Here is a 21,599-nt window from a genome sequence, read left to right as displayed (position 1 = left end):
TCGGCTATAGTGGAGCCTATTGGGTTTACATATTTTCGAGAAAAAGACCTTTAAGTAAGAAAAGGGCGGGTACATACCCGCCTTTCGCCGTTTGGTCTTGAGCTTAGATAAGCTATTTTTTTCGGGAATATCTGCTATAATATAATAGAAGCTCTAGATAAAGGAAGGTGTCTATGGGGGAATATTCGGCGATTGTGTTAAACGGTGGGGAGTCATCGCGCATATCGGTGCAGAACAAAGGGCTGTTGAAACTTGGCGGAATTACTATACTGGAAAGAATCGTAAATGTGCTAGCACCACTTTTTCGCGAGGTACTGGTCATATCCAACAATCCCTGGCAGCTCGGTTTTCTAAAAGACCGGTGCCTTATATTTCAAGATGAGATAAGGGGATTTGGTCCGCTGGGAGGGATATATACCGGCCTTAAAAAAATGCAATCTGAGGTTGGTTTTTTTGTGGCCTGTGATATGCCCTTTTTAAATCCGGAGCTTATAAATTTTTTACTGGAAAATTCCCCGGGTTTCGATGCTGTTTGTCCGCGATGCGGCGAGTTTATCGAACCGCTGCACGCTGTTTATACAAAAAATTGCGTTGATTCCATTGAGGCTCTTATTAAAAGGGGAGATTCCAAAAGGGTCAGAGACCTGCTTTATATGGTCAGGACGCGGTATGTCGATATTGAGCCGGAGAAGTTTCATCTTGAATTTTTCAATATAAATACGTGGGAAGACTATAAAAGAGCACTGGCAGGTCCGATATTGTCGAATGATGCAAGGGGTAAAACGGTTCGCGAGATTTGAAGATATGGTTTATTTCGAGTAAGGAAGGAGGCGCAAAATGCAATCGGGATTTTCAACGAAAAGAGTCATAATTGGACCTGAAGGGTTCAAAAAAGTGGTCGATGTGTCATCGCCGAATAAAATAGGGCTGCCGAACGGCCAGATAGATTCCATGGAACTCGCCGATATTAAGCCGGGGGGCAGTTTCGAGGTAAAAGGCACGGTTTACCACGTCCTTACCTGCGATACGTTCGATTACGTCATGCACTACCTTAAGCGCCGGACCCAGATAGTCTATCCCAAAGAAGGGGCCTACATAATGATGAGACTTGATATCTCCCCGGGAAAACGCGTGGGCGAAGCAGGGACGGGCTCGGGGGCTTTTACGGTGTGCCTTTCCCGGGCGGTGGGACCGGAAGGGCGCGTATATACCTACGAGCAAAGGGAAGAATTTTATAAACTTGCCGAGAAGAATATAAAGGGTTTTTCTGAGTTTGATAATGTAATAATGCACAATAAATCCATCGCCGAGGGAATAGAGGAAAGGGATTTAGATGCCTTTTTCCTGGACGTAAGGGAACCGTGGGAAGTCATAGGCGAAGTAAGAAAAGCCATAAAACCTGCAGGGCACTTGGGAATCATTGTTCCCACGACAAATCAGGTGACCCAAACCATGGAATCTCTGGAAAACAAAGGGTTTTATATCGCCGAAGTCGTTGAAATAATGATGCGAAAGTACAAACTGGTCCCGGAAAGGCTTCGGCCCGAAGACCTTATGGTAGGACACACGGGGTATCTTATTTTTGCGAGAAAACTGGGCGAGTGAAAAAGGGCAGTTCAGGAAAACTGCCCTTTTTTACATGGCCCCCAGCGCGTTAATTACTCATCCCTGAGCGATCCTCCCACCTTTTCACCAGACGGGGCTTTTCTTTGGGTCGGTCGTAAATGTAAATCGAGTCGTATTCTAGCTGAAAATTGTCAACGGTATCGATTAAAACGCTTTCCTTGACAAAGTTAACTCTGGCCGCCACACCGCAGCTAGAGCTTATTTCCCTCGGCACTGGTACCAGCTGAAAGGATATGCCGGTCCCTTTCATCCTGGACTCGAACCTTAAGGCATGGTGAACCGAAGGAAAGGTTATCATGAAAAAGGGATAATTTTCCATCATGACTACCTACCTCGATATTCGAATTGTGAAATCGTTGCCTGAAATTATTATTTCCACATTGTAGCCCTTAGTCCATGAAAATTACCTCAAAAACTTGTGACAATATTCACTACATCTTAAGGAAATTATATTAAAGTTACGGAATGAAAACCAATAAGAATTAAAAATGATAAATTGATACTCGATAGAAAATTTCTATGACAATATTGTGCAGGTTTTTGCACAATTGGAACGACAAAAATTGAAGTTTTCGGTCGGTTTGGTATAATCAACATAGCGGTGATGCGTCCGACTTCTTTGGGCAGAGGCTATGGGAGTGCTTAAATACCGCCTGCTGGGAATGAGCACTCTCTGAAAGGGCGGAATACAAATAGCCCAGCCTTCTAAACTGGAGAGTTTGTCACAGTTTAGATGACCAGGTGTAAAACGGTGGAAAAGAAAATAAAACTTACAGAACTCACTTGTAGTTCGGGATGAGCTGCTAAACTTTCGCCTCTGGCGCTGTCGCAGGTGCTGCGGCAGTTACCCATAATGAAACACGAAAATCTGTTGGTGGGTCTTGAGACCTCCGATGACGCGGCGGTGTATAAAATAGACGACGAACTTGCCATTATCAACACCGTCGATTTTTTCACGCCTGTTGTGGACGATCCGTACCTTTTCGGGCAGATCGCGGCCTGCAACGCCTTGAGCGATATCTACGCAATGGGTGGAAAACCCCTGCTCGCCCTGAATATCGTCGGTTTCCCCGAGGATTTAGTGGAAAACGTGCTGCCGGTGGTTCTAAAGGGCGGGGCGGACAAAGTGATTGAGGCGGGAGCCATAATAGCGGGAGGCCATTCCATAAAAACTCCCGAGCCGGTATACGGCCTTTCGGTGCTGGGCGAGGTGCATCCCGCCAGAGTGCTGACCAATGCCGGGGCGAAGCCTGGCGACGTACTGGTCCTGACGAAACCACTGGGGACTGGCGTATTTGCTACGGCTGCCAAGGCCGGGATGGTTGATAACCGGGTCGAAGAGGAAGCGCTTGGGATTATGAATACCCTTAACAAAGCCGCTTCGGAAGCCGCAGTCCGGGTAGGTGTAAGTGCCGTAACCGACGTAACGGGTTTCGGACTATTGGGCCATGCGTACGAAATGGCGGCAGCTTCTGGGGTCACAGTAAAAATAAGGGCGGAAAATGTTCCGGTTATTTCAGGGATACTGGAATACGCAGCTATGGGACTTTTGCCAGCGGGCCTCTACGCCAACCGAAAGCACCTGGCGGATAAGGTGGTCCTATCGGAAGGTATCGGGGAAGAATTGGTCGACGTTCTTTTCGACCCCCAGACCTCGGGAGGACTATTGATTTCTTGTCCGGAACAAAAGGCTGCCTTTTTAATGGAAGAACTTGAAAACAACGGCGTGAAATGGGCGGCAATAATAGGACGGGTTGAAGAAAAATCCGATAAGGATATAATAGTGGAGTGAAAAATGGGTTATACTTTTATAGAAGATAACCCATTTTTTTTATTTTCTTAAATCAATATAATATGGTAAAATAGAAGTAAAGACGGGAGGTGGATACCGATTGCTTAAGTATGTACTTGCAGGAATAATAAGTTACTTAATAGGGTCCATATCCTCTGCACACTTGATTTGCAAAAAATATTACGGCATTGATATAAGGAAATACGGCAGTGGCAACCCGGGTACCACCAACGTGCTCCGGGTGGTTGGCGGGAGAGCTGCTGCAGCGGTGTATGCGGCCGACTTCCTGAAAGGATTTCTTGTTGCCACACTGGCTAAGTTAATCGGAGGCGACACACTGGCGCTTTTCAGCGGCCTTTTCGTCATTGTGGGTCACGATTGGTCTTTATTCCTAAATTTCCATGGCGGCAAGGGCATAGCCACCAGCATGGGCGTTGTGTTTGCCTTGGCTCCTAAGGCAGCGCTGTTTTCTTCACTGGTGGGAATAACTGCGATTATGCTGACGAGATACGTTTCCCTAGGGTCTATTCTCGGCAGTGGATCCTTCCCCTTGTTCCTTATGATTTTTGTTTATCCGCCCAAATACATTGTGTACGGAGTAATAATAGCAGCGATTGCGATTTACAGGCACAGGGCTAATATAGAAAGGCTAATGGCTGGCAAGGAGCATAAGTTGGGCGAGAAAATCAGGCCTTAAGAACGCGTATGTATATTTAAAATTAACCGAATATAAATAAGAGGTAATTTTTGTAGTAATAATTGACGAAATTCTGAAAAATTTAATTGAGGTAAGGTATCTTGGTAGAAAGTATCTACTGTATTCTATGAACTTGATACTTTTTCCCAACAGGATCGTCAATTACTAGGCCTTGCTACTGGCACAAATTTTGCAATTTAAAATAGACAGGAAAAGTAAGAATTTTAATTAGATTAACCGCAAATCGGGAGTGACATCGTTGAAGGATATACTGGCTGATCTGAAGGCTTATCCAGTTATAACGGCTGTAAGGGATATCGATGCTGTGGACCTGGCCCTAAATAAACCCGTTCGATGCATATTCATGCTTACAGGCGACATCCTCAATATAAAATACCCCGTTACCCATATAAAAAAGGCGGGGAAAAGGGTTTTTCTTCACATAGATTTGCTGGAAGGTGTAAGCAAGGACGCCGCTGGCTTGAGATACGTAGCAGAAGAAATAAAGCCCGACGGAATAATCACGACTAGGAGTAATTTGATTTCTTCGGCGAAGAGCGAGGGCATTTTTACCATTCAGCGAGCATTTTTCCTGGACAGCCAGGCAGTTGATACCGCAGTCCGCACCATACGGCAAGTAGACCCCGACGCGGTAGAGGTTCTACCGGGGGTAATACCGAAGATCATAAAGAGGATGCACAAAAACGTCCATCACCCGTTGATAGCCGGAGGCTTGATCGAGGACATAAAAGAGGTAACCGATGCTCTTGAAGCTGGAGCCTGGGCCGTATCCGTCAGCAAGGAGGACCTTTGGGATGCCTTCTGAAAAGCAATAGTTGAAAGACGGAGGACTCGGAGATGTGGAGAAGTCCTCCCGGAAGGTAATGCATTTGCCTTTTCCGGGAGGATTTTTATTTCAAATAGAGGAGGTGATAAAAATAATAAGCGAGACATGCTTTTTCACATGAAAATTTTAATAGGAGGGGTTTAAAGAATGAATTTAAGGCGGATTCTCATGGGCATGTGCACAGGGGCCTTTGCAGGCTTCGGAGTATTTACAATATGGCCCTCAAGTCTGGCTCGGTGGAACTGGCTGGGCGGTTGGCTCGCAGCCGGAATCATAATAACCACGGCCTGGTTGGTCAATCATTACGCCGGCAGTATGCCCAACAAGGGCAGCGGCGCTTGGGTGGATATGGCCCTGTCAATATGGCTTTCGGCCCTGCTCGGCGGGACCGTGGTATTGGATCCGGTAAAGGGCCTCGTCAGGGGGGCTTACGGTCTGTTGCACGGTGCGAACTTGGGCGGTGCACTGATGACCATAATCCTGCAGCTCGCCGGAGCGACGCTGGCTGGATATCTCCTATATGCTGCGAGAAGGAGTGATGTCTAATGTGGACATGGCAGCATGTGCTGACCACCGTCTTCGGGGGTCTTATTTTCCCGCTGGTAATCGGCCTGGTATGGGGCAAGCTGGCCGATGAATACAAGAGCTTTGGAGGAGTTCTGGCTGGTTTCTTCATAGTTGGTACCATATGGCTATTGAACCACGGCATCGGGCTGATGTATGAGCCCCAAATGAGCGGGAGTTTACCGGGTCCATGGAGCGATATGGCTCTGGCGGCCTTCTGGGGGCTCTTTGTAGCAGATCTGATGGAAGGCAAGAAGATAGACTGGGAACCGGTCCTGAGTGGTATCCTGGGCGGGGTGCTCGGGGGACTTTTGCTGTTTGCAATGGTTTAAAATTTTATTAAAACAGGGAGGGTATATTTTATGGCGAGATACGTGATGGCCCTGGATCAGGGGACTACCAGCTCAAGGGCGATAATTTTCGACGAAAACGGCTCCATAGTTAGCGTAGCCCAGAAGGAATTTACCCAGATATATCCCAAGCCAGGCTGGGTAGAACATGACCCAATGGAGATCTGGGGCACCCAAATAGGTGTCGCCAGGGAAGCCTTAGAGAAGGCGCGAATAGCGCCGGATGAAATAGCTGCTATAGGCATTACCAACCAGCGCGAAACCACCATTGTTTGGGATAAAAACACCGGTAAACCCGTGTATAACGCCATTGTATGGCAGTGCCGCAGGACAGCTCCCATATGCGATGATTTAAAAGCGAAAGGGTTGGCTGAAGTAATCCGCAGCAAAACTGGCCTGGTAGTAGATGCGTATTTCTCGGGTACCAAGATTAAGTGGATTCTGGATAACGTCGAGGGCGTGAGGGAAAAGGCGGAAAGAGGAGAGGTGCTTTTCGGCAACGTAGATACGTGGTTGATATGGAACCTCACCGGCGGCAAGGTTCACGTCACTGACTATTCCAACGCGTCGAGGACGATGATTTTTAACATCCATACCCTAGATTGGGATGAAGACATACTCAGGGAACTTGGAATACCTAGGGCGATGCTCCCCCAGGTAAAACCATCGAGCTTCGTCTACGGGCATACTGACCGCGAAATTTTTGGGGCCGAGGTTCCAATAGCCGGCGATGCCGGTGATCAGCAGGCGGCGCTCTTTGGCCAGGCTTGCTACAAGCCCGGTATGGCCAAAAACACCTATGGCACTGGCTGCTTCATGCTAATGAACACCGGGGAAAAGGCCGTGGAATCTCAAAGCGGACTTCTGACCACCATAGCCTGGGGCGTTAACGGCAAGGTTGAATACGCCCTCGAGGGGAGCATATTTATAGCCGGCGCCGTGGTCCAGTGGCTTAGAGACGAGCTCAGAATAATAGATAATTCGGCTCAGAGCGAGGAGTACGCTACAAAGGTAGAGGATACCAATGGTGTATACTTGGTGCCGGCCTTCGTCGGTCTGGGAGCGCCCTATTGGGATATGTACGCCAGGGGTGTGATAGTGGGGCTTACCAGAGGAACAAAGCGCGAACACATAATAAGGGCGGCTCTGGAATCCATTGCATACCAGACCAGAGATGTGCTTGAAGCCATGCAGAAGGATTCCGGCATAACGCTGACGAACCTGAAAGTTGACGGCGGCGCCGTTGCCAACAACTTCCTAATGCAGTTCCAGTCTGACATTCTTGGCGTTCCGGTTTCCAGGCCCAAGGTAACGGAGACCACGGCTCTGGGGGCGGCCTACCTGGCGGGTCTTGCTGTAGGCTACTGGAAAGACATGGACGAGATCGCAGCTAAATGGCAGATTGACAGGGAATTTAAACCGGCCATGGCGATGGAAGTCAGAGAAAAACTTTACGCCGGATGGAAGAAAGCAGTTAAAAGAGCCCTGGACTGGGAGAAGGAATAATTGAAATTTTGTCGAAATACTACATCAAAAAAATAAATTACTATTGAAAGTTGTGGTGGAGAAGAGGAGAACCACACCTTTAGGTGTGGTTCTCTTTACTTTTTTAAAGAGGTCACTTCAATTTAAGGAGGTCATTCAAGTGGTAGACGTGGTCATAATTGGCGGGGGTGTCGTAGGATGCATGATTGCCCGCGAACTGTCCAGGTACCAGTTGAAAACGGTACTTCTGGAAAAGGAGGACGATGTGGCGAGCGGCACCAGTAAGGCCAACAGCGCTATCATCCACGCCGGCTACGACGCAAAGCCCGGCACCCTGAAGGCGAAGTTAAATGTGAGAGGCAACCCTCTTTTTGACAAAATTTGCAGCGAACTTGATGTACCTTTTAAGAGGATAGGCTCTCTCGTAGTGGCTCTAAACGAGGAAGAGATCAGGGTACTTGAAGAATTGATGGAAAGAGGGAAAACGAACGGTGTTCCAGGCCTCGAAATTATAAGCCGGGAAAAACTGCTGGAAATGGAACCCAATATCAACAGGCAGGCTCGGGCAGCGCTTTACGCGCCCACCGCAGGCATCATATGCCCCTACGAGCTGACGATTGCCCTGGCTGAAAATGCATGTCAAAACGGGGTAGAAATAAAGCTGAATTCCCCAGTTCTAGGTATAGGAGTGGAAAACGAAGGGGTGCTGGCCGTCAGGACCCCGGGAGAAACTATTTACACCCGGTATATTATAAACGCCGCGGGTCTTTTCGCCGATGAGATATCGAGGATGGCGGGGGCGGAAGACTACCGCATAACGCCGCGGAAAGGAGAATATTTGATCTTTGACAGAAGGTTCGGCGGCATCGTAAGCAGAGCAATATTCCCAACACCTACAAAAATATCCAAGGGAATTCTCGTATGCCCAACGGTGGACGGCAACTTTTTTATCGGTCCCAATTCCAACGATGTCCGGGAAAAAGACGACGTCGCCGTTACACAACAGGGAATTGAAGAAATAATAAAAGGTGCCCGCAAGCTAGTTCCCGACCTACCGTTAAAGCACGTGATAGCTTCTTTCGCCGGATTGAGAGCCGTGTCGGATACCGATGACTTTGTCATAATGGCATCCAAGAAAGTAAAAGGCTTTATCAATGTGGGAGGTATCCAGTCGCCAGGGCTATCCTCCGCACCCGCCATCGCCGAAATGGTTCTGGAAATTTTGAAAGAAGAGGGATTGGAGCTTAAAGAAAAGAGCGACTATAATCCCGAAAGGCCGCGAATTTTCAAATTCCGCCATCTCAGCAGTGAAGAAAAAAGGGAACTGATAAGAAAAAATCCGGCGTACGGCCGGGTAATTTGCAGGTGCGAGACGGTGACCGAAGGTGAAATAATTGATGCAATCAGAAGGCCGGTAGGAGCCCGGAGTCTTGATGCCGTAAAGCGCCGAACCAGAGCAGGGATGGGCAGGTGCCAGGGAGGTTTTTGCTTGCCCAGAGTGGTGGAAATCTTGGCCAGGGAGCTCGGCATAAGTCCCCTGGAAGTCACCAAAAGCGGTAGCGGCTCTGAAATATTGAAGGGAAGGACGAAAGAATTTATTGAGACTGGTGGTGTTGTCGATGCAAAATAGAGAACTTGTTATAATTGGTGGAGGGCCTGCCGGGCTGTCTGCTGCAGTAGAAGCCCGTAGGCTGGGGATAAAAGATGTGCTCGTCATAGACAGGGAGTCGGAGCCGGGCGGGATACTGAAGCAGTGCATTCATACCGGGTTCGGACTACACGTCTTCAAGGAGGAACTCACTGGCCCTGAATACGCTGAGCGCTTTATAAGAGAAGCCGAAAACCTTGGCGTGGAAATAATGCTGGACACTATGGTGATAGAGCTTACAGCGGACAAGCGCATAGTCGCAGTTAACAGCCGGGAAGGGCTGGTAGAAATCCAGGCGAAAGCGGTTATCCTTGCTATGGGATGCAGAGAGAGGACGAGGGGTGCCATCAATATTCCAGGCTTCCGGCCGGCGGGCATTTTTACCGCAGGCACGGCGCAGCGGTTTGTAAACATCGAAGGCTATATGCCCGGGCGGGAAATAGTAATATTGGGTTCCGGAGATATAGGGCTTATAATGGCAAGGCGTCTCACCTTGGAAGGAGCCAAGGTCCAGTGTGTTGTGGAAATAATGCCCTACTCTAACGGCCTAACTAGAAATATAGTGCAGTGTCTGGAAGATTTTGACATACCCCTGCTATTAAAGCATACGGTTGTCAACATTCACGGTAGAAAAAGGGTAGAAGGGGTTACCATCGCCGAAGTCGACGACGACGACATGAAGCCAATCATGGAGACCGCGAAATTTGTACCCTGCGATACGCTGCTTTTATCCGTCGGACTGATACCGGAAAACGAACTCTCCAGGATGGCTAATATTCAAATCGACGAGGTCACCGGAGGTCCGGTGGTAAACCAGCGGATGGAGACGTCGGTTCCCGGAATTTTCGCGTGCGGCAACGTGCTGCACGTCCACGACCTAGTGGATTACGTCACTCGGGAAGCAATGCTGGCTGCAAAGGGAGTCGCCTCGTACCTCGCCGACGGAGGTAAAAAATACGAGCACATACCCGTTTCTCCGGGGAATGGATTGAGATACGTGTTACCCCAGAGGATAAACGTAGACGCGATGCCGGAGGAAAGGCAGAACTTCTTCATGCGGAGCGTCAAACCCATGGCGAAGGCAAGGCTTTTTATTGAATCGGAAAGGGGCGTAATAAAATCCAGGGTAATGAGATACGTCAAGCCCAGCGAAATGATAAGTGTCCAGCTGGATCGCGATGAAATGAAGGGGATTAAAATGTTAAAATTCAGCCTTCAGGAGGAAGGTGACAGCGTTGAGCGCGGTGAGTGAGGAAAAGAATGTAACCTGTATAGTATGCCCTAGCGGGTGCAGGATCAAGGTGAGTATAGAAGGAGGTGAGATAGCCGGGATCAGCGGCAACCTTTGCAAGAGGGGCGCCGATTACGCTAGGGCTGAAGTGACCCAGCCTATGAGGGTGCTTACAACCACAGTACGCCTAGAAGACGGTCACCTGCTACCCGTGAAGACAGCGCGCCCAATACCCAAAGCTTTGATCTTTGAAGCACTAAAGGAACTGAGCGGCGTGAGGGTTAAAACACCGGTAGAAATCGGCCAAGTGGTTTACTCCAACGTGGCCGGCACCGGTGTCGATGTGGTGGCTACCCGGAGTTGGAACTAAGATACCGGCGGTGATGAGGGTGTTTAAAAAGGAGGTCCTTTTTAAAAACAAGAAAGGTCTCCATATCAGAGCAGCCGCTATGCTGGTCCAGAAGGCCCACGAAATGCAAAAGGAGCTGGACGCCAATATTTTTGTGAGGAATCAGAGGGGCCACGAAGTGCCTGCAACGGCTCTCATGGCCCTTTATTCCCTGCACATAAAACCAGGAGATAAAATTACGGTGCTTGCTACAGGCGCCGATGCGGGGACGGCGCTGGAGAGGTTTTCGAGATTGCTGGAAGGCGATTTAACGCCCAAAGACCTCGATGAGAACGATAAAATAGACTCCATACTAGAAGAAAACGCTCTAACATCCGATGTAATCCTGGACAGCATAACCGACGGCCTCATCGTCGTGGACGCGGATTGCACAGTTACAGTCTTTAACAGAGCCGCGGAAGAAATTACCGGGATGTCCAGGGCGCTGGCTGTGGGGAAAAATCTCAATTTTCTGCTACCGGGAACCGGAATAGAGAAGATACTGGCTGGCGGAAAAGGCGAGTACGAAAGGAAAAAGGTCTTCAATGGTCGGCCGGTAATAGCCGACCTGGTGCCGATAACAATAGATAAGAAAATAATAGGGGGAGTGATAATTTTTCAGGACATTTCCCGCATGGAGAGGCTTTTAAGGGAAATGAAGGACTTCAATGAAGCCGTAGCTCGGGCCGAGTATCTGGAAGAGGAGCTCATAAGGAGTAAAAAGCTTGACAGGGCCTTCGACGAGATAGTGGGCAGGAGCGGGAAACTATTGGATGCTCTGGCTGTGGCCTCTAAAGCCGCCGCCACGACTTCTACGGTTCTCATAAGGGGCGAAAGCGGCACGGGGAAAGAACTGGTAGCCAGAGCCATCCATTGTGCAAGCAAGAGGAAGGACGGTCCGTTCATTCGGGTGAACTGTCCAGCTATTCCCCAGACGCTGTTGGAGAGCGAGCTCTTCGGCCATGAGAAAGGTGCTTTCACTGGAGCGCTATACCAAAAAATAGGCAAGTTCGAACTGGCCAACGGAGGCACGATTTTCCTAGACGAGATCGGTGAAATGGGCAAGGACATGCAGACCAAACTTCTGAGGGTACTCCAGGAAAAAGAGTTCGAAAGGGTTGGAGGAAATCAGACCATAAAGGTGGATGTCAGAATCATTGCAGCCACCAACAGGAACCTCGAGGAAATGGTAAGAAAGGGAGAATTCAGAGAAGACCTCTACTACAGGCTCAATGTGGTCCCCATTTTCCTACCCAGCCTCAGGGAGAGAAAAGAGGACATACCCCTTCTGGCGGAACATTTTAGGGAAAAATTATCAAAGGCACTGGGTAAAAATGTGACAACCATAACGCCCAGAGCTATGAAGTGCATGATGAGTTACGATTGGCCTGGAAACGTGAGGGAGTTGGAAAATATCATTGAAAGGGCTATCAACCTCACCGATGACGGAGAGATCGACGTGGACGACCTACCTTCTTATATAAGCGGGCAGGAGAGCAGTGATTCCGGCCACCTCATAAACTTGAGTGGAGACGGTGAAATGGCACCCTTCGAGGAATACGAAAAAGAGATTATCAGAAAGGCCTTAAAAAAGTACAAGAGCTTCAATGCTGCGGCTAAAGTACTGGGCATCACCCACAAGACCGTTGCCGCCAAAGCCCGTAAGTATGGGCTGGTATAGGCTTGGTAAAAAGGATCAACAATGAAAAAAAGCCGGAATGGATAACCCTGCGGAATCAGGCAGCGGGGTTATCCTTATTTATTGGCATGAGTTTTGCAAATAAAAAACTTTAAAAAAATACTTATGGAGGTGGACCGGATGAAAAAATTAATAAACAATCCCGAAGTCGTCGTTGAGGAAATGCTGGAGGGTATGGTCAGGGCATTCCCACAGTATGTTAGAAAACTTGAAGGCTACAACGTGATAGTGCGGGCCGATGCTCCAGTAAAAGGAAAGGTGGCGCTGGTTTCCGGCGGAGGTAGCGGCCACGAGCCTTCACATGCTGGGTATGTAGGCAAAGGAATGTTGGATGCGGGCGTAGCAGGTGCCGTATTTACTTCTCCTACTCCCGACCAGATATTCGAGGCGATTAAAGCTGTCGATGGAGGAGCTGGAGTACTCCTAATAATAAAAAATTATACTGGTGATGTAATGAATTTTGAGATGGCAGGAGATATGGCTAGGGATGAAGGTATAGAAGTTGCGAGCGTCATAGTAAATGACGATGTAGCTGTGGAAAACAGCACATATACAGTGGGAAGAAGAGGTATAGCAGGTACAGTCTTCGTGCACAAAATAGCCGGGGCTAAAGCTCAGGCCGGAGGGACACTGGAAGAAGTTAAGGCTGTGGCAGAAAAGGTTATCAAAAACGTGCGCAGCATGGGGATGGCTTTGACTCCATGCATAGTGCCAGCTGCAGGGAAGCCTACTTTTACCATCGGCGACGACGAAATGGAGATAGGTATGGGCATTCACGGAGAGCCTGGTACCATGAGGACAAATATAATGAAGGCTGACGAGATCGTGGATCACCTCATGTCGAAAATCCTTGCCGATTTGCCTTTCGAGTCGGGAGCTGAGGTTGCAGTTATGGTAAATGGCCTAGGAGGCACCCCACTTATGGAACTTTTCATATTGAACAGGAGAGTTAGCCAGATTCTCGACGAGAAGGGAATAAAAGTATATCGCACCTATGTGGGAGAATTTATGACTTCCCTGGAGATGGCAGGGGCATCAATTACGCTCTTGAAGTTAGACGATGAACTCAAATCTTTGCTGGATGCGCCTGCTGACACTCCTGCGTTCAAACAATTATGAGTAATTGAGAGGAGATGTAAAATGGCGGTGGATTCAGCAAAACTCGTTGAGATAATCAAGGCTATTTCAGAGAAGATAACAGAGAACAAGGAATACCTTACTCAACTAGACTCAGCAATAGGAGATGCCGATCACGGGATAAATATGAGCAAGGGGTTCAGAGCAGTGGTAGAAAAGATATCGGGTATGGAGGGAAAGGACTGCGGCACGATACTGAAGACCGTAGGTATGACGCTGATCTCAACTGTGGGCGGAGCTTCAGGTCCACTTTACGGTACGGCTTTTATGAAGGCAGGGCAGGCAGTAACAGGTAAAAGTCATCTGGATTTCAACGACCTAATTACTCTGATGGAAGCAGCTCTGGAAGGAATAAAATACCGGGGTAAAGCAGAGAAAGGTGAAAAGACCATAGTGGATGCTCTGGAACCTGCGGTAGAAGCTCTGAAAAGGCACAGAGAAGAAGGCGTTGAAGTTGCATTGCGGGAAGCGGTAGAAGAAGCAAAAAAAGGTATGGAATACACTAAAGATATTATAGCCAAAAAAGGAAGGGCCAGTTATTTGGGGGAGAGAAGTCTAGGCCACCAGGACCCTGGTGCTACCTCGTGTTATATAATGCTTGAGACCATGGCCGCCCAGCTACTGGATGGCAAGAAATCCTAAGGGGGGGGGCGGTTTTATGGTGGGCATAGTGCTCGTATCCCACAGCCCCCGTATAGCCGAAGGGACGCTGGACCTCGTCAAGCAGATGGTGGGCGATAAAGTGCCCATTGAAATTGCCGCAGGTACGGCCGACGGCAGGCTGGGTACCGACGCCGCGGCGATAGAGAGAAAAATAAGGAAAGTCCACGAGGGCGATGGAGTACTGGTAATGGTAGACCTTGGAAGTGCAGTATTGAGTGCCGAATTTGCCATTGAAAACCTGGGAGAACCGCTCAAGTCAGCAACTGTTATAGCCGATGCACCCTTCGTGGAAGGCACGGTGGCGGCAGCCATAGAGGCCAGTTTCGGGAAGAGCCTGGCCGAAGTCAGAGCTGCAGCCGAGGGGGTAAAGGCGTACAGCAAGCTGGGCTGAGTTTTATCACTACAAATAGACGTCCCTTTACAGGACAAAAAAAGAGGCGGATTATCAATATCCGCCTCTTTCGATTTTTAAACACACTGCCGCAAGATTTCTTTAATCTCCTCTTTTGACGGTACTTTGCCCGCCACCTTTATTTCGCCATTAACGACTAATCCTGGGGTGAACATAATGTCGTATTCCATAATTTTGTTTATATCCTGGACCTTTTCGATGTCTGCGGTAATACCTAGTTCCTGAAGAGCTTCTCTCGTATTCTGTTCAAGAGCCTTGCATTTGGGACAGCCTGTGCCTAAAATTTTAATTTTCATGATTTTTACCTCCTTGAATTTTTGATTTTTTATCTTCTTTAAACCGGCGTAATTATTCTATCATTTGCCGGTTATTGACGCTCGAGAGTTTTATGCCAATGCGCCAAATGCATAGCCCGTCAATGTGGCCATTATAATTACCAAAGATACATAGGTTATAGTCTTTTTTGGACCGAGCACGCTGTTAATGACCAGCATACTGGGAAGGCTCAAAGCGGGGCCGGCAAGCAGCAGGGCGAGAGCTGGGCCTTGCCCCATGCCAGAGCCAAGAAGACCTTGAAGTATAGGAACTTCGGTGAGCGTGGCAAAGTACATGAACGCTCCTACGACCGATGCTATGAAGTTGGCCAAAAGTGAATTGCCACCTACAACCGACGAGATGTACCTGGCGGGTATTATTCCCGCATCTACATCCGGACGTCCCATGAGAAAACCGGCAACAAGCACTCCGCCGAAAAGCAGCGGTGCTATTTGTTTTGCAAAGCTCCAGGTTGATCCCATCCAAGAGACGAGCTCTTCCTTTTTAAACCAGCTGTATAGGATGATCCCTAGAGTTACCAGCAGGAATGCGGTGATGTACCATTTTACGGTATAAACGGTGCTGAAAAAGCCCACCGGCTGGGCGGGTTTTCCCCACGCGGCAAAAATCAAGATTAAGACGAGATTGAGAAAGAAAATTGCTTCCTGATATAATGTTCTCCCTTTTTCCTCATCGGAAGGAAGGTTCATACTGATCTTTTTAGTCCTTTCCTTATCTTCCTTGCCGAACAATAGCTCCATTATAAGTCCGATGACCACGGCAAAAACTACAGCACCTATTGCCCTGGCAACTCCCAATTTCCATCCGAGAACGCGGGCGGTCATGATTATTGCAAGCACGTTTATAGCGGGCCCAGAGTAGAGGAAGGCCACGGCGGGTCCTATTCCCGCACCCCTCTTATAAATTCCTGCAAAAAGGGGAAGCACCGTGCAGGAACACACCGCCAAAATTGTGCCCGATACCGAAGCTACCGCGTAGGACAGCCACTTTTTGGCCTCACTGCCGAAATACCTTATGACCGCAGCATGAGAGACGAAGTTAGCTATGGCACCCGCTATGAAGAATGCCGGGACAAGGCATGTCAGGACGTGAAGCCTTGCGTAGTCCTGAAGCATATAAAGCGATTCGAGAACGGCACCGGTGAACCTGGGATTTGAAAGGGGCATGAAGTAGGCGAACAGGAAAACTCCAACTATGAGGAGAAACTTCTGCCATTCCTTCATTTTATTTTTCCTCCTTTATTTCAGCAATCATCTTGCGCGATAAAGCAAATTTATCATTGAGGTCTGCCTTAATGACCTCATTGGCGCATCTTAGAAAATCAACAACACAGGGCATCCTGATTTTGTAATTTACCGTGAGCCCCTGCTTTTTGCTTTCTATAATTCCTACGTTTTTCAGAACGCTAAGGTGTTTGGAAACCGAGGGCTGGTCTATGTTCAGTTTTTCGCCGATATTGCATACGCACATTTCGCCGTGGGTTGCAAGAAGTTCTATTATCTTTAGCCTTGTCGGATGGGCCAAAGCTTTGAATATTGAAGCGTACATATCGTATATATCATTGGACATTATGTTTACCCCTTTCTCGAGCTTTATTCCTGATTAACTATATTCCAATATTAGCATATAGGAAAAGATATGTCAAGTGCATTCAAAAATTTGTAAAAAATATTGACGTAACTGAAAAAAGTAATTTAAAAAAGATTTCAGCGGGGGTTCTTGACAGCGGGGATTTAGAGGAAGAAATTAAAAGACTCGAATATCTTGAAAAGCATCCGATAGTCAGTTGTAAAAGACCTACGGTTTCACGTGATAAGGAATGAACTATGATATATCACGATTTTATGGGGGTGATTTTGTGGCAGAACATAAGGTGGAAAGAAAAGAGCGGGACTTAGATTTTTTGAAAAGTATCTGACGATATGGGTAATCCTATGCATTATTGCGGGCATATTTATCGGTCAGAAATTCCCAGCATTTCCGGAATTTTTGTCCAGATTTACCTATGCCCAAGTATCGATTCCGGTGGATTCTTATTTGGTTCATGATATACCCGATGATGGGTAAAGCTTTGGAAGGTGGATAGATCCGTGGCAGCGCCGGCAGCGATGATAGGCGCGAGCAACTTTTTCGAACTGGCGGTAGCTGTGGCTGTATCCCTTTTCGGATTGGAGTCGGGGGCTGCCGTCGCGACAGTGGTGGGTGTTTTGGAAGAAGTACCGATAATGCTAAGCCTTGTGGCCATAGCCAACAGGACGAAACACTGGTTTCGCGAAGGGGAAAAAACTAATAGTGTCGATAATTTGTAAAGTTTCGTGCGTGGTTTTATTTATTCTGAAGCCCTACTACCAGGGCTACCATATTGCCCATCTAAGTTGACAAGAGTTCTTTTGAAAGATATCATATAGAATGAGTAATTGTTTTTTTATTATATGATTATTCTTTCTCTTAAACGAGAAAACAACATATTAGTGAAAAGTGATTTCCATTCATTTTCTTTTAATTAATAATACTACATTCCTTTTGGCTATCCTATGGGTTTTGAAATGGTGTGTCGTTGGGGATATAACGAGTTCTAAAAATTTCTAAAATATTTGTTCAAGCGAGGTATTAATGGCAATGGAATCAATCCGTGAATCTAGAGAGGCTGAGAAGCTAACAGAAAAAAGGAAGAGGCAGATATTAGAGGCAGCAATCGAAGTCTTTGCTGAAAAAGGATATAATGGGGCAAAAACAAAGGAAATCGCCGAAAGGGCTGGAGTTTCTGAGGGAACGGTATTTAAATATTTTAAAACTAAAAAGGATATTCTTTTAAGCCTATTAAATACTTCCACTATAGATACTCTGAACCAGATGGTGTTAGAGGCAGAAAGTGAAGGAAAGGATTTGCAGGAGGTACTTGAATTATTATTAAGGAAATATGCCGCTTTTGTTAAAGACAATTTTGAACTTATGAAACTTATATTTTACGAAAGTCAGTTCCATAAGGATTTGAGGATAGGATTATTGCAAAAAGTTTATAAAAAAATATTACGTTTATTCGAAGATTTAATAAGCCAAAAAATAAAGAAAGGAGAATTTAGACAGGTAGATCCAAAGGTTGCTGTTAGAGCTTTTATAGGGATGGTTATGGCCACGTTATTGTGGGTAAAGATGATGAGTCCGGAGGAGGGTAATATTATAGATGAGGAAAAGTTAATTCACCAGTTTATAGATATATTTTTTAATGGAATAAGGAAAAAATAGATCAATTTGCTTTCTGATTTTTTATGCCATTTAACCATAGATTTGCCAAATCCTTAATTTCTTTCTCATCTGGTACCTCACCGTATTCCAACTTTTCTAAAAGCAAATAAAAAAATGCACCGCTTAAAAGGAAAGATGCAAAAGAGATTTCGTTTTCCTTCCTACTTATGCTACCCTCTTTTTTTATGTACTTTCCAATAATCTTACCCATTTGCAAGATTAGACGTATAACAAACTCATTGTCCATCCTTTTTCCCCCAATTTTTTGGAAAATAAGTAACTACTTACTCATTGTAGCTAGTTTATATTTTACAAAATTGAATTTTAACTAGTCAACATAGCTTTTACGTAAATATTACAAATAAATTACAAATCAAAAAACATATTGACTTAAAACAAAGAACCTAGTATATTAAAAAGTGAGCACTTACCTAATAAGTAAGTGCTCACCCAAGCTTCATACCCAAATTCTCCTTATTTGCCCCCTCCCCTCATGAGGGGAGGGGATCTTTAGAGTAAAAACCATCTGATAAGGTAATTTCTAAGGAGGTGAAAATTGTCAAACACGATATGCTATTACCAATAAATTAAAACAAAGAACAATTTAATAAGGAGGTTAGTCTATGTTAAAAGGTCAAAGAGCAAAAAGATTGCTCGCGATGTTGACCGTATTCTTCTTCATCGCCGGTAGCGTTTTTGCTGGAGCTGCCACTAAATCTAAAGTAGCATACGCCGCCACAAAAAATGAATTTCCAGCTGTAGACTTGACCAAGCTCACATCAGATGTATCAGACAAAAACACAAAAGATGCCGTAATGAGGCTTGCAGCATTCGGAATTGTAAACGGCATGGAAGACGGTAAATACCATCCCGATGAAAAGGTCACGAGGGAACAGTTTGCAAAGCTTTTAGTAACTGCACTGGGCATGGAATCGGCGGCTAAGGCTGGAGCAGGGCATGTAAGTTTTAAAGATGTTGCACCGTCTAGGTGGTCTGCCGGATACATAAGTGTTGCGGCGGGCCAGGGATTAATCAAAGGATACCCCGATGGCACCTTCAAACCTGATAAAGAGGTTAGCTACGCTGAAGCTATAACAATGCTTGTGAGGGCTCTAGGTTACAAGGATGAGTTCCTGCCGGGGAAATGGCCGGGCAACTATCTTGCAAAAGCTGCTGAAAAGGAAGTAACAAAGTACGTAAAATTTACTGATGTAAACGGCTTTGCAAACAGAGGAGAATGTGCGATATTAGTGAACAACACCCTCGATGCAAAGGTTGTAAAAGTAGATACCTATGAAAGTGGAAACGTAAAATACTATGAATCAGAAAAGACATTGCTTGAAGATAAACTTAATATTACAAAACTTGAAGATAAGAGAATAATTGCAAACAACAGGCTTGATGATTCGCTAAATGAAGATAATAATGAAGTTACTGTAGTCGATGCAAAAGACAATAGCAATGCAAAAGATTATGATGTTGTAGCAGGTTATAATGTAGAGCCAGTATTGGGTGAAGAAGTAACCATTTACTTAAACGACGATGACGAAATCGTATACGCTGAAAGAGAATATGAAGACAAAGCGATGTTCGACTATGCTTCTTCCGCTAATGATGATAAAACATTGAGCCTCGTTAAATTTGATGATGACTATAAGTTTGACGAGAATGCAGTAGTATATGTTTCTGACGCTGATGGTGCTATTAAATACGAAGGAGAAGATGAGATAAATGCCAACCTATCAAAGTTAGTTGGCAAACCCGGTAAATTTGTAGTCAAAAACAGCAAAATAGTATTTGCCGATTTAATCAACCCCGATCAAACCGATGACGGCTGGATGGTAGTAACGGAAAACAACAGCGGTGTTATCAAGGGTATTACTCCAAACACCGACAAACTTGACAATGTAAGCGAAATAGACTTAAGAGAAGATGAAACCTTTGACAAGGTAGTAGTCCTTGATACCAACGGCAATGCCCTTACAGTTAATGATATCCAAAATGGCAATGTGATTTACGTAGGAAAACAGGACATTGATGGCGATACCTATGCTGTAGTAAGGGTTGTAAAGGATAACGTTATAACCGGAGAATTTACAGGATATAAGCTGAGCAGCTCTGAAAGGAAAATTGGAATAGACGGCAAATATATAAAGGCATCTGTTCATGAAGCCAAATACAGCACAAATGGTGGCGATGATATCAAATATTTCAATACTACCAATAGCGATGTAGATAATGACATGGAAGACTTAGATGAAGTAAGTATAACCGCATACCTCGATGGAGCAGGAAGGATTGCATACTTTGTTGGAAGCACCACAGAGTCTTCAGGCTATAAATACGGTATCGTTACAAAGATTTACGAAGAGAGCGAAAAGATTAAGATTTACACCGTTACAAACGACGGCGAAGGCGACGAAATCGTATATCCTGTAGAAGAAACAAAGAATCTGACAAAAGATAAAAACGGTAATCCAATAGCAGCAGGTAGCCTTGTAAAATTCAAGCTCAACAAAAATGGTGAAATTGCTGAAGACGAAATTTATGTAGTGGATCTCTCCAATTATTATGTAATGGATGACGACTTTGGCAAAGACAGTATTAAAACAACAAGCGGAAAATCGATCTCTGTTGACAGCAAGACGGTAATATTTGATTTGAGAAATGTTAAAGCATATACAGACATAAACACCGATACTGATTCAATCAATGAAGTAGTTTATTCTAAAGATGCTACAAGATATAGCTTAGATATAACAGCTGCAGATACAGACGATGACTTTGATGTGGTAAAATGGAGCGACCTTGCAGAGGACGACAAGGTTGATGTACCGTTCTACGTAATCCTTGACGACAACGGCGTAGACGCAAAAGCTATATTCTTCGTAAGCAGCACCAGCACAGGCGTAACAGATTCTTCAAGCGATGAAATACCTGTATACGTTGTAGACATGTGGAAGAAGTCCGGAGATGTATATGTAACTATTCATCCGTATGGTGAAGGCACAAAAGACGTAAAAGTTGATTCCACGTGGAAGAACAGCATTGAAGATGAAAGACCATATGTAGTAAAGATTCAAGCTGACGGAGAATTAGAGATTGTAACAAGCAGCAATGACTATGAAGAATACTACGGAGTAATTACAGCAAAATCTGGTGACACAGTAACTGCTGATGTTTATAAAGTTGGTACTTCAACATTAGAAACAAAGAAATTCAAGCTGCCTGCAAATGCTATCGTCTACGAAGAAGACGAGAAGAAGTCTGCTTCAAGCATCCATACTGGAGATGCAGTATACTTCATAGTTGAAGACGGTGTGAACATTAGAGTAATCGAAAGATTAATTGATGATGAAGCAAAAGCTGTTTTAACTGACAAAAAGAGTCCATATTAATCAAAAATTAAGCGGATGGGGAAATTTAACCCCATCCGCTTACTGCTTAAACAAAAGGTTAATATGTTAAATATCCACAT

The 21,599-nt window shown here is 45.8% G+C and carries 22 protein-coding genes and 1 pseudogene; 18 read left to right on the top strand and 5 right to left on the bottom strand.

The features are described from left to right. Positions 1-173 precede the first annotated feature (173 nt). Both mobA and AN618_RS06680 read left to right on the top strand, forming a co-directional pair. Positions 174-800 (top strand): molybdenum cofactor guanylyltransferase, encoded by a 627-nt coding sequence (gene mobA / locus AN618_RS06685; RefSeq protein ID WP_066353370.1) that lies wholly within the window; start codon positions 174-176, stop codon positions 798-800. Between the two features lie 37 nt (positions 801-837). Then, positions 838-1,605, top strand: a complete 768-nt coding sequence (locus AN618_RS06680) for a tRNA (adenine-N1)-methyltransferase (protein ID WP_066353369.1) — start codon at positions 838-840, stop codon at positions 1,603-1,605. Between the two features lie 49 nt (positions 1,606-1,654). Here AN618_RS06680 and AN618_RS06675 read toward each other — a convergent pair whose 3' ends face one another. Then, positions 1,655-1,948: a putative Se/S carrier protein gene (locus tag AN618_RS06675; RefSeq protein WP_066353368.1), complete on the bottom strand. Its 294-nt coding sequence runs from the start codon at positions 1,946-1,948 to the stop codon at positions 1,655-1,657. 411 nt (positions 1,949-2,359) lie between these two features. Here AN618_RS06675 and selD point away from each other — a divergent pair, with 411 nt between their 5' ends. The 13 genes from selD to dhaM all read left to right on the top strand — a co-directional run bounded on the left by selD (position 2,360) and on the right by dhaM (position 14,518). Further along, positions 2,360-3,418 carry a selenide, water dikinase SelD gene (gene selD, locus AN618_RS06670; protein ID WP_083515095.1) on the top strand — a complete coding sequence of 353 codons (1,059 nt, stop codon included), beginning with the start codon at positions 2,360-2,362 and terminating at the stop codon, positions 3,416-3,418. Between the two features lie 100 nt (positions 3,419-3,518). Continuing rightward, positions 3,519-4,115 (top strand): glycerol-3-phosphate 1-O-acyltransferase PlsY, encoded by a 597-nt coding sequence (gene plsY, locus AN618_RS06665; protein WP_066353363.1) that lies wholly within the window; start codon positions 3,519-3,521, stop codon positions 4,113-4,115. Between the two features lie 259 nt (positions 4,116-4,374). Then, the gene (locus tag AN618_RS06660) at positions 4,375-4,941 is read left to right on the top strand and encodes a glycerol-3-phosphate responsive antiterminator (protein WP_066353362.1); all 567 of its coding nucleotides are present in this window, start codon (positions 4,375-4,377) and stop codon (positions 4,939-4,941) included. 168 nt (positions 4,942-5,109) lie between these two features. Continuing rightward, positions 5,110-5,508, top strand: coding sequence for a Lin0368 family putative glycerol transporter subunit (locus AN618_RS06655; protein WP_066353361.1), 399 nt, complete (start codon positions 5,110-5,112; stop codon positions 5,506-5,508). Then, on the top strand, positions 5,508-5,858 hold the full coding sequence (locus tag AN618_RS06650) for a Lin0368 family putative glycerol transporter subunit (RefSeq protein ID WP_066353360.1): 351 nt from the start codon (positions 5,508-5,510) through the stop codon (positions 5,856-5,858). The genes AN618_RS06655 and AN618_RS06650 overlap by 1 nt, the downstream gene beginning before the upstream one ends. Positions 5,859-5,888: 30 nt before the next feature. Further along, positions 5,889-7,382: a glycerol kinase GlpK gene (glpK, locus tag AN618_RS06645; protein WP_066353358.1), complete on the top strand. Its 1,494-nt coding sequence runs from the start codon at positions 5,889-5,891 to the stop codon at positions 7,380-7,382. A gap of 139 nt (positions 7,383-7,521) precedes the next feature. Further along, the gene (locus tag AN618_RS06640) at positions 7,522-8,991 is read left to right on the top strand and encodes an NAD(P)/FAD-dependent oxidoreductase (protein WP_083515094.1); all 1,470 of its coding nucleotides are present in this window, start codon (positions 7,522-7,524) and stop codon (positions 8,989-8,991) included. Then, positions 8,981-10,261: an NAD(P)/FAD-dependent oxidoreductase gene (locus AN618_RS06635; protein ID WP_066353356.1), complete on the top strand. Its 1,281-nt coding sequence runs from the start codon at positions 8,981-8,983 to the stop codon at positions 10,259-10,261. The genes AN618_RS06640 and AN618_RS06635 overlap by 11 nt, the downstream gene beginning before the upstream one ends. After that, positions 10,254-10,610 carry a DUF1667 domain-containing protein gene (locus AN618_RS13985; protein ID WP_066353386.1) on the top strand — a complete coding sequence of 119 codons (357 nt, stop codon included), beginning with the start codon at positions 10,254-10,256 and terminating at the stop codon, positions 10,608-10,610. The genes AN618_RS06635 and AN618_RS13985 overlap by 8 nt, the downstream gene beginning before the upstream one ends. Next, entirely contained in the window at positions 10,582-12,309 is a 1,728-nt protein-coding gene (locus AN618_RS13870; RefSeq protein ID WP_281176814.1) for a sigma 54-interacting transcriptional regulator, read from the top strand. Before AN618_RS13985 ends, AN618_RS13870 begins: the two co-directional genes overlap by 29 nt. Positions 12,310-12,447: 138 nt before the next feature. Then, on the top strand, positions 12,448-13,446 hold the full coding sequence (gene dhaK, locus AN618_RS06620) for a dihydroxyacetone kinase subunit DhaK (protein WP_066353353.1): 999 nt from the start codon (positions 12,448-12,450) through the stop codon (positions 13,444-13,446). 21 nt (positions 13,447-13,467) lie between these two features. After that, positions 13,468-14,106, top strand: a complete 639-nt coding sequence (gene dhaL, locus AN618_RS06615; RefSeq protein ID WP_066353352.1) for a dihydroxyacetone kinase subunit DhaL — start codon at positions 13,468-13,470, stop codon at positions 14,104-14,106. Between the two features lie 16 nt (positions 14,107-14,122). Next, complete coding sequence (dhaM, locus tag AN618_RS06610) at positions 14,123-14,518, top strand: dihydroxyacetone kinase phosphoryl donor subunit DhaM (protein WP_066353351.1); 396 nt, start codon at positions 14,123-14,125, stop codon at positions 14,516-14,518. A gap of 77 nt (positions 14,519-14,595) precedes the next feature. On the opposite strand, the gene AN618_RS06605 is transcribed toward dhaM, so the two are convergent. The 3 genes from AN618_RS06605 to AN618_RS06595 all read right to left on the bottom strand — a co-directional run bounded on the left by AN618_RS06605 (position 14,596) and on the right by AN618_RS06595 (position 16,444). Beyond that, positions 14,596-14,835: a thioredoxin family protein gene (locus AN618_RS06605; RefSeq protein WP_066353349.1), complete on the bottom strand. Its 240-nt coding sequence runs from the start codon at positions 14,833-14,835 to the stop codon at positions 14,596-14,598. A gap of 90 nt (positions 14,836-14,925) precedes the next feature. After that, entirely contained in the window at positions 14,926-16,098 is a 1,173-nt protein-coding gene (locus AN618_RS06600) for a permease (RefSeq protein ID WP_066353347.1), read from the bottom strand. Position 16,099: 1 nt separating this feature from the next. Continuing rightward, entirely contained in the window at positions 16,100-16,444 is a 345-nt protein-coding gene (locus AN618_RS06595; protein ID WP_066353346.1) for an ArsR/SmtB family transcription factor, read from the bottom strand. A 491-nt stretch (positions 16,445-16,935) separates the two neighbouring features. On the opposite strand from AN618_RS06595, the pseudogene AN618_RS06590 reads away from it, so the two are divergent. After that, positions 16,936-17,184: pseudogene (locus AN618_RS06590) on the top strand (arsenic resistance protein); the annotation flags it as partial. Positions 17,185-17,488: 304 nt separating this feature from the next. After that, positions 17,489-18,121, top strand: a complete 633-nt coding sequence (locus AN618_RS06585; protein WP_066353344.1) for a TetR/AcrR family transcriptional regulator — start codon at positions 17,489-17,491, stop codon at positions 18,119-18,121. 1 nt (position 18,122) lies between these two features. On the opposite strand, the gene AN618_RS06580 is transcribed toward AN618_RS06585, so the two are convergent. Further along, on the bottom strand, positions 18,123-18,368 hold the full coding sequence (locus AN618_RS06580; RefSeq protein ID WP_066353338.1) for a hypothetical protein: 246 nt from the start codon (positions 18,366-18,368) through the stop codon (positions 18,123-18,125). 376 nt (positions 18,369-18,744) lie between these two features. Here AN618_RS06580 and AN618_RS06575 point away from each other — a divergent pair, with 376 nt between their 5' ends. Then, entirely contained in the window at positions 18,745-21,519 is a 2,775-nt protein-coding gene (locus AN618_RS06575; RefSeq protein WP_066353336.1) for an S-layer homology domain-containing protein, read from the top strand. Positions 21,520-21,599 lie beyond the last annotated feature (80 nt).

The sequence above is a fragment of the Fervidicola ferrireducens genome (genome assembly GCF_001562425.1).
Lineage (GTDB): Bacteria > Bacillota > Thermosediminibacteria > Thermosediminibacterales > Thermosediminibacteraceae > Fervidicola > Fervidicola ferrireducens.
The sequence above is the reverse complement of the archived record's forward strand: the minus strand, read 5'-3'. Positions and strand labels throughout refer to the sequence as shown.

Excerpts from the sequence above, each read along its gene's own strand:
- mobA (WP_066353370.1), top strand. The coding sequence starts at position 174 with ATGGGGGAATATTCGGCGATTGTGTTAAACGGTGGGGAGTCATCGCGC.
- AN618_RS06680 (WP_066353369.1), top strand. The coding sequence starts at position 838 with ATGCAATCGGGATTTTCAACGAAAAGAGTCATAATTGGACCTGAAGGG.
- AN618_RS06675 (WP_066353368.1), bottom strand. The coding sequence starts at position 1,948 with ATGATGGAAAATTATCCCTTTTTCATGATAACCTTTCCTTCGGTTCAC.
- AN618_RS06655 (WP_066353361.1), top strand. The coding sequence starts at position 5,110 with ATGAATTTAAGGCGGATTCTCATGGGCATGTGCACAGGGGCCTTTGCA.
- AN618_RS06650 (WP_066353360.1), top strand. The coding sequence starts at position 5,508 with ATGTGGACATGGCAGCATGTGCTGACCACCGTCTTCGGGGGTCTTATT.
- glpK (WP_066353358.1), top strand. The coding sequence starts at position 5,889 with ATGGCGAGATACGTGATGGCCCTGGATCAGGGGACTACCAGCTCAAGG.
- AN618_RS06635 (WP_066353356.1), top strand. The coding sequence starts at position 8,981 with ATGCAAAATAGAGAACTTGTTATAATTGGTGGAGGGCCTGCCGGGCTG.
- AN618_RS13870 (WP_281176814.1), top strand. The coding sequence starts at position 10,582 with ATGTGGTGGCTACCCGGAGTTGGAACTAAGATACCGGCGGTGATGAGG.
- dhaK (WP_066353353.1), top strand. The coding sequence starts at position 12,448 with ATGAAAAAATTAATAAACAATCCCGAAGTCGTCGTTGAGGAAATGCTG.
- dhaL (WP_066353352.1), top strand. The coding sequence starts at position 13,468 with ATGGCGGTGGATTCAGCAAAACTCGTTGAGATAATCAAGGCTATTTCA.
- dhaM (WP_066353351.1), top strand. The coding sequence starts at position 14,123 with ATGGTGGGCATAGTGCTCGTATCCCACAGCCCCCGTATAGCCGAAGGG.
- AN618_RS06605 (WP_066353349.1), bottom strand. The coding sequence starts at position 14,835 with ATGAAAATTAAAATTTTAGGCACAGGCTGTCCCAAATGCAAGGCTCTT.
- AN618_RS06600 (WP_066353347.1), bottom strand. The coding sequence starts at position 16,098 with ATGAAGGAATGGCAGAAGTTTCTCCTCATAGTTGGAGTTTTCCTGTTC.
- AN618_RS06595 (WP_066353346.1), bottom strand. The coding sequence starts at position 16,444 with ATGTCCAATGATATATACGATATGTACGCTTCAATATTCAAAGCTTTG.
- AN618_RS06585 (WP_066353344.1), top strand. The coding sequence starts at position 17,489 with ATGGCAATGGAATCAATCCGTGAATCTAGAGAGGCTGAGAAGCTAACA.
- AN618_RS06580 (WP_066353338.1), bottom strand. The coding sequence starts at position 18,368 with ATGGACAATGAGTTTGTTATACGTCTAATCTTGCAAATGGGTAAGATT.
- AN618_RS06575 (WP_066353336.1), top strand. The coding sequence starts at position 18,745 with ATGTTAAAAGGTCAAAGAGCAAAAAGATTGCTCGCGATGTTGACCGTA.